Annotated in this window: 14 protein-coding genes; 13 read left to right on the top strand and 1 reads right to left on the bottom strand. The window is 39.1% G+C overall.

The features are described 5' to 3' along the window. The first annotated feature begins 4 nt into the window (after positions 1–4). The 13 genes from Q5794_RS05360 to rpiA all read left to right on the top strand — a co-directional run bounded on the left by Q5794_RS05360 (position 5) and on the right by rpiA (position 11,797). Positions 5–1,321 (top strand): 6-phospho-beta-glucosidase, encoded by a 1,317-nt coding sequence (locus Q5794_RS05360; protein WP_214985135.1) that lies wholly within the window; start codon positions 5–7, stop codon positions 1,319–1,321. Position 1,322: 1 nt separating this feature from the next. Further along, the gene (gene anmK, locus Q5794_RS05365; RefSeq protein ID WP_374988777.1) at positions 1,323–2,468 is read left to right on the top strand and encodes an anhydro-N-acetylmuramic acid kinase AnmK; all 1,146 of its coding nucleotides are present in this window, start codon (positions 1,323–1,325) and stop codon (positions 2,466–2,468) included. Positions 2,469–2,485: 17 nt separating this feature from the next. Next, entirely contained in the window at positions 2,486–2,821 is a 336-nt protein-coding gene (locus Q5794_RS05370) for a PTS lactose/cellobiose transporter subunit IIA (protein WP_214985141.1), read from the top strand. After that, positions 2,818–3,906, top strand: a complete 1,089-nt coding sequence (locus Q5794_RS05375) for a DUF871 domain-containing protein (RefSeq protein WP_374988778.1) — start codon at positions 2,818–2,820, stop codon at positions 3,904–3,906. Before Q5794_RS05370 ends, Q5794_RS05375 begins: the two co-directional genes overlap by 4 nt. Next, positions 3,896–4,804 carry a BadF/BadG/BcrA/BcrD ATPase family protein gene (locus tag Q5794_RS05380; protein WP_268588123.1) on the top strand — a complete coding sequence of 303 codons (909 nt, stop codon included), beginning with the start codon at positions 3,896–3,898 and terminating at the stop codon, positions 4,802–4,804. The genes Q5794_RS05375 and Q5794_RS05380 overlap by 11 nt, the downstream gene beginning before the upstream one ends. 35 nt (positions 4,805–4,839) lie before the next feature. After that, entirely contained in the window at positions 4,840–5,754 is a 915-nt protein-coding gene (gene murQ / locus Q5794_RS05385; RefSeq protein WP_374988779.1) for an N-acetylmuramic acid 6-phosphate etherase, read from the top strand. 168 nt (positions 5,755–5,922) lie between these two features. Further along, positions 5,923–7,941 carry a BglG family transcription antiterminator gene (locus Q5794_RS05390; protein WP_374988780.1) on the top strand — a complete coding sequence of 673 codons (2,019 nt, stop codon included), beginning with the start codon at positions 5,923–5,925 and terminating at the stop codon, positions 7,939–7,941. 15 nt (positions 7,942–7,956) lie between these two features. Next, complete coding sequence (locus tag Q5794_RS05395) at positions 7,957–8,232, top strand: PTS sugar transporter subunit IIB (protein WP_013055730.1); 276 nt, start codon at positions 7,957–7,959, stop codon at positions 8,230–8,232. A gap of 3 nt (positions 8,233–8,235) precedes the next feature. After that, positions 8,236–9,498 carry a PTS ascorbate transporter subunit IIC gene (locus Q5794_RS05400; RefSeq protein ID WP_013055731.1) on the top strand — a complete coding sequence of 421 codons (1,263 nt, stop codon included), beginning with the start codon at positions 8,236–8,238 and terminating at the stop codon, positions 9,496–9,498. A 67-nt stretch (positions 9,499–9,565) separates the two neighbouring features. Further along, positions 9,566–10,324, top strand: coding sequence for a carbon-nitrogen hydrolase family protein (locus tag Q5794_RS05405; RefSeq protein ID WP_374988781.1), 759 nt, complete (start codon positions 9,566–9,568; stop codon positions 10,322–10,324). Between the two features lie 132 nt (positions 10,325–10,456). Further along, positions 10,457–10,834, top strand: a complete 378-nt coding sequence (locus Q5794_RS05410; RefSeq protein WP_374988782.1) for a hypothetical protein — start codon at positions 10,457–10,459, stop codon at positions 10,832–10,834. Next, positions 10,804–11,046 carry a hypothetical protein gene (locus tag Q5794_RS05415; protein WP_374988783.1) on the top strand — a complete coding sequence of 81 codons (243 nt, stop codon included), beginning with the start codon at positions 10,804–10,806 and terminating at the stop codon, positions 11,044–11,046. Before Q5794_RS05410 ends, Q5794_RS05415 begins: the two co-directional genes overlap by 31 nt. Positions 11,047–11,128: 82 nt before the next feature. Then, positions 11,129–11,797: a ribose-5-phosphate isomerase RpiA gene (gene rpiA / locus Q5794_RS05420; RefSeq protein WP_013055734.1), complete on the top strand. Its 669-nt coding sequence runs from the start codon at positions 11,129–11,131 to the stop codon at positions 11,795–11,797. A 32-nt stretch (positions 11,798–11,829) separates the two neighbouring features. Here the strand turns inward: rpiA and Q5794_RS05425 are convergent, their stop codons facing one another. Next, positions 11,830–12,423 carry a YdbC family protein gene (locus Q5794_RS05425; RefSeq protein ID WP_013055735.1) on the bottom strand — a complete coding sequence of 198 codons (594 nt, stop codon included), beginning with the start codon at positions 12,421–12,423 and terminating at the stop codon, positions 11,830–11,832. Positions 12,424–12,431: the final 8 nt, after the last annotated feature.

Raw genomic sequence — 12,431 nt, forward strand, 5'->3', positions numbered from 1 at the left:
AGGAATGAAGGTAGTGACAATAGGGGGAGGATCCAGCTATACACCTGAATTGGTCGAAGGGTTTATCAAACGATATAATGAGCTTCCAATTCGAGAGCTATGGCTTGTAGATGTTGAAGAAGGAAAAGAGAAGCTTGAGATTGTAGGAGCACTTGCGAGAAGAATGGTCAAAAAAGCAGGTGTTGATATAAAAATTTATTTAACGCTTGATCGAAAAAAAGCGTTGGTGAATGCCGATTTTGTAACGACACAGCTTAGAGTAGGGCAGCTTGATGCACGTACTCATGATGAACGTATTCCTCTTAAGTACGGAATGATTGGTCAAGAGACAAACGGGGCGGGAGGGTTATTTAAGGGCTTGCGAACGATCCCGGTTTTGTTGAAAATTGCCGAGGAAATACACGAAATTTGTCCAAACGCCTGGCTTATTAATTTTACAAATCCTGCTGGTATGGTAACCGAAGCGCTGCTTCGCTACGGAAAGCATTCTAAAGTGGTAGGGGTCTGTAACCTGCCTGTCCATATGACAAACTCGATCGCCAGCTTGCTTCAAATAGAAAAAGAAAATGTTTATATTGAATTTGCGGGGTTAAATCACTTGGTATATGGACTGCATGTGTATGCAAAAGGAAAGGAAGTAACAAAAGAAGTAATTCAGCGTTTAAGTGATCCAAAGTCCCAAGTAACAATGAAAAACATAGCTCCTATTCCGTGGCAACCGGACTTTTTGGAAGCTCTCGGCGTGATTTTATGTCCGTATCATCGCTACTACTACAAAACAAAAGAAATATTAGAAGAAGAGCTTTTGGCCTTTCAATCAGGTACTACGCGGGCTGAAGTGGTCAAAGTACTGGAAGGCGAGCTTTTTGAACTCTACAAAAATCCAAATCTAGAAATGAAGCCTCCGCAGCTGGAAAAAAGAGGAGGCGCTTATTACAGCGATGCCGCATGTAATTTAATTTCATCCATTTATAACGATAAAGGTGATATTCAAACAGTAAATGTAAGAAACAACGGCTCAATTTCTTCACTGCCAAATGAATCAGCGGTTGAAGTAAACTGTATCATAACAAAACAAGGACCGGTACCGCTCGCTGTGGGTGAACTTCCTGTAGAAGTGAACGGACTTGTGCAGCAAATTAAATCGTTTGAACGAGTAGGGGCAGAAGCTGCGGTTACAGGATCTTATGAAAAAGCACTGGTTGCGCTGAGCATTAATCCGCTTGTTCCAAGTGATGAGCTGGCTAAGTCGGTCTTAGATGAACTGCTTCAAGCTCATCGCAAGTATTTACCTGCTTTTTTTAAGGAAGTGAACGCGTAGTATGTATGCTGTTGGACTTATGTCAGGAACGTCACTCGACGGAATTGATGCAGCTCTTGTTCAAATTGAAGGAAGCGGCTATGAAAGTAAAGTTAAGCTTCTTCATTTCATTACCATGCCGTTTTCACCGCAGTTAAAAAAGGAAATTGAGCAGGCGCTTTCTTTTGAACATTCAAATGTACAGCTGATCTGCAGCTTAAATTTTAAACTTGGCTATGCATTTGCAGATGCAGTGAAAAAAGTGTGCCAAGAAGCCGGCTTTTCTCTTGAACAAATAGATTTTATTGGATCGCATGGGCAAACCATTTACCATCAGCCTTATGCTTCGGGAATTACAGCGATGTCTACCCTGCAAATTGGAGAGCCGGCTGTTATTGCCTATGAAACCAAAACGAAGGTAGTAGCAAACTTCAGGGTGATGGACATGGCAGCGGGCGGGCAAGGTGCTCCGTTAGTTCCTCACACGGAACGGATTTTGTACAGCCACGATGACCATGTAAGGCTGCTTCAAAACATTGGAGGTATTGGAAATGTAACGTTAATTCCGCCAAAAAAATCTCCTATACCGGTAGTAGCTTTTGATACGGGGCCGGGAAACATGATGATAGATGAAGCGTGTCAGCAGCTTTTTAATGTTTCATTTGATGAAAATGGGCGTTTAGCAGCTGAAGGAACTATTATCTCAGAGCTTTTAGAAGACTGTATGAATCATGATTATATGAAGCTTTCTCCTCCTAAATCGACGGGAAGAGAGTTGTTCGGTACACAGTACACAAAGAGACTGCTAGAGAAATATAGCAAACATAAAAAAGAAGATCTGCTAGCTACGATTACTATGTTCACGGCATCATCCATTGTACATCACTATGAAACATTTATTTTTCCTGCCTATTCTATTGACGAAGTGATTATTGGAGGAGGCGGAAGTTATAACAATACGCTGATGAATATGATTAAAGCGCAGCTCGGAAAGCGCTGCAGCGTGTACACACAAGAAGAAATTGGAATGTCTTCAGAAGCAAAAGAAGCCGTAGCTTTTGCGGTGCTCGCAAATGAAACACTTTCAGGTTATCCAAGCAATGTACCAAGCGCAACCGGCGCCTTGTCTCCTGTAATATTAGGAAACATTACGCCTGTACCACTATAAAAAAGGGGATGGAAGAAATGACAGAAGCAGCAAATATGGAAAATGAAATTTTTGAACTTATTGCATACGGAGGAAATGCTAGGTCACTTGCATATGAAGCGTTAGAAGCAGCTGAAAACTATGATTTTAATAAAGCTGACGAACTTTTAAAGCAGTCTCGAGAAGAGCTTAGTCATGCTCATAAAACGCAAACTACGCTTATTCAACGTGAATTGAACGGAAAAACAATTGAAAAGTCGCTGCTTTTAATTCACGCACAAGATCATTTAATGACGGCTATTTCAGAGCAAAAATTAATTGAGCATATGATTAAGCTTATTAAAAAATTTAAAAAAGAAGGCGAAAATCAATGAAAAAGCTAGGTATTGCGATTTACCCGGAACATTCGACTGTCGAAAAAGATAAAGCGTATATAGCACTTGCGCATCAGTACGGATTTACCCGCATTTTTACATGCTTGCTTTCTGGTGAAGGCGATCAGAAAAAAGTAATGGAAAATTTTAAAGAAATTATTGAATTTGCCAATGAGCTAGAGATGGAAGTAGTAGTGGACATCGCTCCTCGCGTATTTGGAGCACTTGGCATTTCTTATGATGACTTATCTTTTTTTCACGAATTAGGGGCATATGCTATTCGCCTTGATCTAGGCTATACGGGAAATGAAGAGTCCATTATGACCTTTAATCCATACGGCTTAAAAATTGAAATTAATATGAGCAATGCAACGAAATATGTGGATAATATTTTAAGTTACCGACCAAATCGAAAGCAGCTGCTCGGGTCGCACAACTTCTATCCTCATCGATACGCGGGATTGTCGTATGATCACTTTATGAAGTGTTCAGCATTGTTTAAAGAACATAACCTTGAAACAGCAGCCTTTATTAATTCACCAAGCGCTACTTTTGGACCGTGGCCTGTTACTGAAGGACTTTGTACGCTTGAAATGCATCGCACGCTTCCCATTGACGTGCAGGCTAAGCATCTTTTTAAAACAGGATTAATTGATTGTGCCATTATTGCGAATGCTTATGCATCAGAAGAAGAAATGAAGTCGCTGCGTGATGTTATTCAGCAAGAGCGCTTTACTTTTAATGTGACGCTGTATGATACGGTTACTAAACTTGAGAAAAAAATTGTGCTGGAAGAGTTTCATTTTTACCGCGGAGACGTATCCGATTATTTAATTCGCTCTACGCAAAGCCGAGTAAAATATAAAAAAGAAGAATTCAAGCCTACGCATACTCCTTCCATTCGAAGAGGCGATATTTTAATAGAAAATGAACTTTATGGTCAGTACAAAGGAGAGCTGCAAATTGCGCTGTTAGACATGGAAAACTCAGGTAAAACAAACGTAGTAGGACGCATTGCAGAAGAGGAAATATTCTTACTAAATGAACTGCAGCCATGGGATAAATTTGCTTTTTGTGAACGGTGATAAAATGGACTATATTATTGGTATCGACGGGGGCGGAACAAAAACAGAAGCCGTTGCGTACAGCTTAGACGGTCAAAAGCTCGCTGCTTCAAAAAGCGGCTATGGAAATTTGCTCATTAATTACAATACGGCTATTACTCATATTGATGAATGTATTACGGCGTGCAAAACTGCGCTTGCTGGTCATACATGTAAAGGCATTTCACTAGGGCTTGCTGGAAGTAAAGCATTATCTGAAGAAGAAATAAAAAGATATTTTTATGATCGTTATCAGGTAGAAGTAGGTTTATATGATGACGCCATGATTGCACATGAAGCACTACTGCATGGAAAAGACGGGATTTTAACCATTGCAGGAACTGGAGCCGTCAGCATTGGGAAAAAAGACGGGGTGTACGAATACGGAGGAGGGTGGGGACACCTTCTTGGAGATGAAGGAAGCGGATATTGGATTGGTCTTCAAGCACTTATATTGCTGACGAAAGAGCATGATCAAAGCCGGGCTTACAGCAGCCTTAGTCAGACAATCTTGCAACATGTAAAAGCAGATACCATACACGATATAAAAAAGTTTGTCTATTCATCTCCTAAATCAGAAGTTGCTTCACTCACTCCGCTTGTTGTAAATCAAGCGAGAAATCATAAACAAGAAGCAAGTGACATTCTTCAACAAGCTGGAAAGAACCTTGCAAACATGACTCTTCATTTATATACGAAACAGCGGTTTGAAGGGAGCTGCTTGCTGGCATGCAAAGGCAGCATTTTAACGGAAGTTCCAGAAGTGTTTGATGTTTATAAAAAAACATGTGAAAAAGAAATAAAGCATATCCAGTGGGCAACACAGCGAGTATCATCTGCTAAAGGAGCTTATCAGCTGTTCATGAAAGAGTATAAATAGAGAAAAAATGATGGTGGAAAAGGTAGGGGATCACAGTGAACTTAAATCATATCTTAACAGAAAAACGCAATCCGCAAACCTTAAACATTGATGAATTATCAAGTCTGGAAATTGTAAAAAAAATTAATGAAGAAGATCATCAAGTGCCTCAGGCAATCAATAAAGTGCTGCCTGTTATTGCTCTGTTAGTAGATGAAATTGTCAGTACTTTTAAACAAGGCGGACGTCTTATTTATATCGGAGCAGGTACAAGCGGGCGGCTAGGTGTGTTAGATGCATCTGAATGTCTACCGACATTCGGTACACCTGCCGAACAAGTAATTGGGATCATAGCCGGGGGAGACAAAGCGCTCCGTCATGCGTTAGAAGGGGCAGAAGATAATAAGAAACAAGCGATAGAAGATTTGAAAGCGATTAATTTATCAAATAAAGATATTCTTGTAGGTATAGCTGCAAGTGGAAGAACTCCGTATACACTCTCAGCGCTTGCGTATGCAAACAGCCTGGGGACAGTAACGGGCTGCGTTGTAAATTCTCCTCAATCACCTATGGAACAAGAAGCAAAATATGCAATAGTAGCAGAATCAGGGCCGGAAGTTGTAACAGGTTCAACAAGAATGAAAGCTGGAACTGCTCAAAAGCTTGTTCTTAATATGCTGACGACCGCTTCTATGATTCAAATTGGTAAAGTCTACAGCAATCTAATGGTAGACGTACAGCCGACTAATGATAAACTCGTACAGCGTGCTAAAAATATTATTGCGGAACTAACAGGCGTCTCACCAGAGGAGGCAGCGGAAAGTTTACAAACATACAAAACGCCAAAAGCCGCCATTCTTGCGCTTCTTACTTCTATAGAAGGTGATAAGGTGCATCGGCTGCTTGATAAACATGACGGACATTTAAAAAAAGCCATTGGAGAAGCAATGGAACAGCAGATTAAAGATTAACCCTTAAAAGAAGTGCATACAGCACTTCTTTTTTTGTTGAGTACATTTTTTGCACAATGTATGTGGGTGAATTCGGTCTAATCATTTTGCAAGACCCGTAGTATAGTAGAAACATAAAGCATAGTAAGTATTTCAATTTGTGCACGAATTGGACTGAAGGTGATTCATTTGTTAGACAAACGCAGTACGGCCGTATTGCAAGTTTTGCTTCAAGCCGCAACATTTATATCAGTACAAGAGTTAATGAAGCAGTTTCAAGTGTCAAGACGTACTATCTATTATGATATTGAGAAAATTAACGATTGGCTGTGTCAGCAAGAATTAGAGTTTGTTCAGTACACATATGGAAAAGGCTTTTTTCTAAACGATCAAGCAAAGGACCAAGTTGCTAAACAATTTTCTTATGTTATGCCATCTGCTTACTTATCAGTTGAGGACCGGCAAATATACGTTGCTTTGATGTGTATACTTCGAGGCGGGAAAATCGGAACTCAGCAGCTCATGGATGAAACAGAAGTTAGTCGCAACACTGTCTTACAAGATATTAAAGACTTAAAAAACAAGTGGGCAAAGAAAGGCATATCTTTGACATACAGCTATAAAGATGGGTACGAAGTAAAAGGATCTGAAAGCGACATTCGAAATTTGCTTTATATACACATCACAGAATTATTAAGTCAACATCAGGAAGAGTTGTTGAAAAGGGTTATGAAAGCAGATTACGAATATTCAATGATTTATAACTGGCTTGTAGAGTGTGAAGATAAACTGGGAATGGCGTTTACAGACAAGATGCTGACGCAATTAGCCTATATGCTCACGTGCTGTATTCAGCGTATTGGAGGCAAGCGCTATGTAGACGCCTTGATTACTAGAAAAGACGAATTAGAAAAAACCAGGCAGTACAAAGCGCTGCAAGAAATTGAAAGCGTTTTAGGATTTGATTTTCCACGTCATGAAAAACATTATCTGGCCACGGTTTTACTAAGTGCAAAAGTAAATGTAGTAAATCAAGCAGATAGTGATGATTGGATGAGAAGCATTGTAAAAGAAATGGTATCACGGTTTCAAGCATATGCTTGTGTGGTATTTGAAGATCGAAATCGTCTTGAACAAAATTTATATATTCATTTGAAGACAGCTTATTACAGGCTTCTCTATAATATTCACCTCCCTAACCCTATGCTTTCGGCTATTCAAACAAAGTATCAGGATATAGTGGAACTGACAAAAAAAGCGTTGCTTCCTTTGGAAAACAGCCTTCAAACACGTATTAATGAAGACGAAATTTCTTATTTTGCTCTTCATTTCGGAGGATGGATGAAAAAACAAGAGGGAAGGCAAAAACAAAAGCGTATTGTTATTGTTTGTGCCAATGGAATTGGAACGTCCCGTATGCTTCAGTATCAGCTTGAACAACTGTTAACAGATGCTGAATTGATAGGGCCAATGACGGTAAGAGATTATGAGCAGTTTAAAGAAACCTATGATTTAGTTATTACAACTACGCCATTAAAAAAGCGAATGAATGTGATGCTTGTGAATCCTATTTTAACGGATGATGAAAAGCAGCGGTTAATCGACTTAGTTGAACCAGCTTCTTCTCAGCTAACCACTCAAGCCATCATGGGTATTATTAAGCAGCATGCAAATATTCAGGATGAACCAGCTCTGTTAGCTAATTTAAAACTAGTGATACAACAATCTAAAAAAATGGTAAGAGAGGATAAAAAGCCAATGTTGCATGAAGTATTGCAAGAGCCATTCTTGCAGCTTACAGATTCAGCAGATGATTGGAAATCAGCTGTTAGGCTGGCTGCCAAGCCTTTGTTGAACTATGAATATATTGAACCTTCTTATGTAGAAGCAATGATCAAAAGTGTAGAACAGTTAGGCCCTTATATTGTTATTGCGCCAAAAGTTGCGCTCCCTCACGCAAGGCCGGAACAAGGTGTAAATCGTGTGGGTATGAGCATGCTTCGTTTAAAGGAGCCGGTCTATTTTTCTACTGAAAAACAGCACGGAGCGCAGCTTATTATCGTACTTGCTGCTACTGATAATGAAACCCACTTAAAAGCACTGTCACAGCTTTCAATGATGCTATCTGAAAATGATAATATTGACAAGCTTATTGCTATGAATACAAAACAAGAAATGCTTGCATTAATTGAAGCTTACTCAACTTAAAAGGAGAGATAAAAAATGAAAAAGATTTTAGTTGTATGCGGAAACGGTTTAGGAAGCAGTTTTATTGTAGAAATGAATGTAAAGAAAATTTTAGTAGAGCTTGGTGTTGAAGCACAGGTATCTCATACGGATTTAACAACTAGTAAAACGGAGCAGGCAGATATCTATTTAGGATCTGCAGATATTGTAAATCAATTGGATGATGGCACTCGCACGGTCGTGGCACTGCAAAACATTTTAAATCAAGCGGAAATTAAAGGAGCACTGCAAAAATACTTCGTGGAGGCGTAAGCCATGTTTGATTTAATTATGAAAGATATATTAGGAACACCCGCTATTCTAGTAGGGTTGTTTGCACTAATTGGTTTGTTGCTTCAAAAGAAAAAAAGTGCAGATATTGTATCAGGCACCTTAAAAACAATTATGGGTTTTCTTATATTAGGAGCAGGAGCTAACATATTAATTGCTTCACTTGAAGCGTTTGGGAAAATGTTTAATAAAGCGTTTTCCGTTGAAGGCATCATTCCTAATAATGAAGCAATTGTAGCTGTAGCTCAACAAACGTTTGGTACAGAAACAGCGATGATTATGCTTTTAGGTATGATTGTAAATATCATTATTGCGCGCATCACGAAATTTAAGTATATCTTTTTAACTGGGCATCACACCATGTTTATGGCTTGTTTGATTGCAGCAATTTTATCTACAGGCGGGTTAACGGGAGCACCTTTGGTTTTGATCGGTGCACTATTATTAGGTATTTTAATGGTTTTATTTCCTGCACTGCTTCAGCCGTATGTGCGTGAAATTACAGGGTCAAACGATATTGCCGTTGGTCATTTTGGTTCCTTAGGCTATTTAGTAGCAGGGTTTATCGGCAAGCGAGTAGGAAATCGCGAAAAAACAACAGAAGAAATTAAAGTTCCTCAATCCTTAGGATTTCTCCGGGATACATCCGTTTCTGTCTCACTGACCATGACCGTTTTATTTATTGTTGTTGCACTTTTTGCAGGTCCTGCATTTATCGAAACAAAATTAAGCGGGGGTCAAAACTTTATTGTGTACTCGCTGATTCAAGCAATCACCTTTGCAGCAGGAGTATATGTCGTGCTGGCGGGTGTTCGTATGCTTTTAGCAGAAATTGTACCAGCATTTAAAGGAATTGCTGACAAAGCGGTACCAAATGCCATTCCAGCTCTAGATTGTCCAACTGTGTTTCCGTTTGCTCCTAACGCAGTGGTCATTGGATTCTTTTCAAGCTTTATCGCAGGTCTCATTTCAATGTTCTTTTTGCCTCTATTTGGTCTAAGTATTATCGTGCCAGGCCTCGTTCCGCACTTTTTTACGGGAGCAGCTGCCGGAGTATTTGGAAATGCGACGGGGGGAAGAAGAGGAGCAGTGGTCGGGTCATTTGCCAATGGAATCTTAATTAGTTTTTTACCGGCTATTTTACTGCCTGTTCTCGCATCGTTAGGTTTTAAAGGCACAACATTTGGAGATTCGGACTTTAGTGCGGTAGGTATTCTTCTTAGCATGCTAATTAAATTATTTACGTAAAGATAAAAAACTCATGTTACGCTAGTAGCATGAGTTTTTTATGATATTGGAAGTGGAGGAGCAATGAATGAAAACTGGGTTAGCGCAAGTGAGATTTCCAAAGTCAGCCGCAGAGGGTGTAGAAACGGTAGAAAATTTTATGAAACAAGCAGCAGAAGAAGGGTGTAACCTTGTATGTTTTCCAGAATCAATTGTGCCGGGACTTAGAGGAGTTGGTTTTGAAGTTGAGACATACAATCACGAAATTCAACAGAATACGCTTTATAAAGTTAAGTTGCTTGCCAAACAGTTAAAGCTCAACGTAATTTTACCACTGGAGTGGCGTGACGAACTTGGTATGCATTTAACTGCTTTTGTAATTGATGAAAATGGAAAAGAATTAGGGTATCAAACTAAAAATCAAATTGATCCAGCAGAAGATAAATTTGGTTATAAGCCTGGAAATGGCCGCCAGTTGTTTGAAATAAACGGTGTGAAATTAGGTATTGTTATTTGCCATGAGGGATGGCGCTATCCTGAAACTGTCCGATGGGCTGCTGTAAGAGGAGCAAGCATTGTGTTTCATCCACAGTTTACTGGTGAAGTACCAGATCCGAAGTTTTATGATTATGCAATGGTTGCAAGAAGTACGGAGAATGGTATTTACTTTGCAAGCGTGAATTATGCCCTAGAGAACCAAAAAAGCACGACTTCTCTTCTTTCTCCAAGGGGTGAATGTTTGATAAAAGCGAAAGCAGAAAAGCAAGAACTACTAACGTATACGATAGAGCCCGGTGAGGCTAACCGGCTGTTAGCTCAGCGTCTGTTATCAAATTTACTATTGTAAAAAAGTTTATTTTCTCTAGTTAAATTAGCATGTGCGCTCTTATAACCCTTTGGTTATTTCTCCTTATGACGATATAAACGTCAATATGGTATTATCAAAAGTTAAAGGGGTATTAAAAGGTGTGTGGAAACAATGGATCGAAAAAAAGCCGCATCAGTAGCTGGAGCATTGGTCATTGCCGTAGGAATTTGGCTGTTTCAAAGCGGGAAATTTAAAAGTGAAGCGCAGGCAGATAAGTTTACGAGTACATTTTTGGTCGATCATGAACAAACAGACAATGGATTTGAATTATTTACTTCGGATACCAATCAATATAGGATGTGGTTTCCGCTTCAGTATGTTATTCATAAATCTTCTTATAAAAGCAGTGAAGATGAAAGTGAAGTATGGACAGCATCAACGAAGGAAAATGATTCATACAATGCTGGGAAAATAACGGCTTTATTTTCTAAGAAAAAAGCAAAGCAGCTCAAAATAAAATGGATGCGTTTCAGCCTGATTACATGTTAAAAGGTAAAAATGCAACGATTTATGTGAAAAAACAAACAAGAAATGGAAAGCATAGCATTTATCATGCTTATGTGAATGATGATTATTCAGACAAGTATATTTACTATACGTTTGAACTAAAAAGCAGCGAACAGACAAACAGTACAAAACAGCAGTATTGGGTAGAAAAAATTCTTCTAAATACACAGTTTCAAAAAAACTCAGCTGAATAGTCAGCTGAGTTTTTTTGAAAGGGTTCATAATGCTTTTGCTTTTTTATGTAAACGGGTACAATATGAGTAAGGAGGCCTTTGTATGATTGAAAAACAAGCAGTTGGTGAAAAAGCAGCACAATTTGTGGAAGATGGAATGATTGTAGGGCTAGGGACAGGTTCAACAGCTTATTATACAATTGTAAAACTAGGTGAACGAGTAAAAAATGGATTAAACATCAAAGCGGTTCCTACTTCTCAAAAAACAGAAGAGCTGGCAAGGAAACTAGGTATTCCCATTGTTACCTTAGCGGATGTTGAATATATTGATATAGCAATTGACGGAGCAGATGAAGTGGATAGCGAACTTTCTTTAATTAAAGGAGGAGGAGGCGCGCTGCTTCGAGAAAAAATGATTGCGTACGCAGCGAAGCGGTTTATCGTGATTGCGGATTCTAAGAAAATAGTGAAGACGCTAGGAGCTTTTCCTCTTCCTGTTGAAGTTATACGTTTTGGCTGGGAAATGACGGCGAAGCACATTCGCAGTGCAGGTTGTGTACCGCAGCTTAGACTTTTAGATGATCATACGCCGTTTATCACCGATAACGGAAATTACATTCTAGACTGCCATTTTTCAGAAATTGAAAATCCTGCTGAGTTGGAAAAACAGCTAATAAGGATCCCGGGCGTAGTAGAAAGCGGTTTGTTTGTAGGAATGACGGAGGAAGTCATTACCGTACAAAACCAAGATGTTCATATCATAAAAAAATAGAAGCTTTGGCGTCGGGCCTAGGCTTCTATTTTTTAATTGGAAAGAACGTTCCAATTTTTCTCTAATTGATATATGTATTGAGACGCGTTCAGTACATTTGGATGAACGAAAGTATCAATTGTTTTTTGCGGACAAGCAGATCCGTATAATGAAAAAATGACAAGCTTGCTATGCTCGATTGGTGATACAACGTGAGATAAACAGCGATAAGAAGGATTTATCAAGCTTTTTACCATCTCATGGATATCTTCTTTGTCGTAAAAATCGACTTCAATTTCCGTCTTTACTAAATAACGGCTTTCAATGGCGCTGCTTCGATAATAATTGTAGCGTGCTCCTATGAAGTAGGACGGATCTGATGTTGAAACGTCCAAATTCGTATATGTTTGATCCTGCTTGCTTTTATAAAAAATAGAATCATGAGTATGCTTCATGAATTCTTGATAAGTTGTTCCATCTTCCCACAGAGCTAGAATACAAGCATCTGTTTCATCTTCCACGTTCCAACCCCCTAATTGGCCAATGAAACCATTCACGTGTGCAAGAGCAGCCCAATGCTGTTGCGTATATGAAAAAGATGCTTTTTTATCAGTCGGTATGCTGCATTTCACAATTTTTGTCAACATTCTCCCAT

Origin of the sequence: Priestia megaterium (assembly GCF_041941685.1) — a bacterium.
GTDB classification, from domain to species: Bacteria; Bacillota; Bacilli; order Bacillales; family Bacillaceae_H; genus Priestia; species Priestia megaterium_C.